General features: G+C 36.2%; 1 pseudogene. It reads left to right on the forward strand.

Annotated elements, in window-relative coordinates:
- Nucleotides 1-41 precede the first annotated feature (41 nt).
- A pseudogene (locus DBR40_RS26440) lies at nucleotides 42-1,393 on the forward strand (IS3 family transposase).
- Nucleotides 1,394-1,427: the final 34 nt, after the last annotated feature.

Raw genomic sequence — 1,427 nt, forward strand, 5'->3', positions numbered from 1 at the left:
CACTGCCCCCAAAAAGTTAGACACTTATTGGGGGCATTTTTATGTTTAAAAGAAAAAAGTACGACTATAAATTTCGACTTGAATGCGTAGAAGCTGTATTGGAGGGCAAGGGATCGGCAAAATCAATAGCCAAAGAAAAGGGTATAGAACACTCTAATCTTCGATTATGGTTAGGCTTTTATGATGCCTATGGCAAGCAAGGACTTGAACCAAGATCAAAGCAGCAATATAGTTCAGGTTTTAAACTATCAGTTTTAAAAGCTATATATAAGGAATTATTATCTTTACGAGTGGCCTGTGTCCGGTTTAATATACCAAGCGAATCAGTTATCATAAACTGGCAGCGTGCTTATGAATCCGAAGGAGAATTAGGCCTGATCAGCAAACCAAAAGGTCGGCCTATAAAGATGAAACTACCAATAAAACGCAAAGCAAAGAAACCAGTCCTACCCTTGACCCGTGAGGAGGAGTTGCTGAAAGAAAACGAGTATCTGAGGGCAGAAAATGAACTACTAAAAAAGCTTCAGGCCTTAGCTCAAACCAAGAAAAAACAAAAGCCATAATGGAGCTAAGGCATAAATATGATTTGGCAATACTGCTCAGTTGTATGAGTATGGCAAGAAGCAGTTTTTATTATCATGCAAAGCTATCCTCTGCTGACAAGTATTTTGAGATTAAAGAGATTATTCAAAATATTTATCATGAGCACAAAGGCAGACTTGGATATAGGCGTATTACACTACTCCTGCGTCAAAAAGGCCATACTGTTAATCACAAAACAGTATTTCGGCTAATGCGGTGCTTAAATCTAAAGAGCGTTATCAGGGTGAAAAAATATAGATCATACAAAGGGAATCTGGGCCGAATAGCTCTTAATCTTTTGAATAGGAGTTTTAAAGCAGAACGGCCAAATCAAAAATGGGCAACCGATGTTACCGAGTTTAATGTATCGGGAAAGAAACTTTATCTATCGCCTGTCATAGATCTATATAACCAGGAGATCATCAGCTATCAACTTTCTGAACGGCCCGACTTTAAAAGTGTAATGACCATGATGAACAAAGCGCTGGAAAAAGTAAAACATACCCAACCTTTGCTCTTACATTCAGATCAGGGATGGCAGTATCAAATGAAACAATACCAACATTTATTACAACAGAATGGAATTATTCAAAGCATGTCAAGAAAAGGGAATTGCCTAGATAATGCAATAATTGAAAACTTCTTTGGAATACTTAAATCAGAGTTATTTTATCTCAAAAGATATGACTCTGTTGAGCAATTAAAAAAGGAAATCATAGAATATATAAACTATTATAATAACGATAGAATAAAACTTAATCTAAACGGAATGAGCCCGATACAATATCGAGCTCATCATTTCAAAAACTAATCTTAAATTCGTCTAAACTTTTGGGTTCAGTCTA

The organism is Pedobacter sp. KBW01, assembly GCF_003852395.1.
GTDB lineage: Bacteria > Bacteroidota > Bacteroidia > Sphingobacteriales > Sphingobacteriaceae > Pedobacter.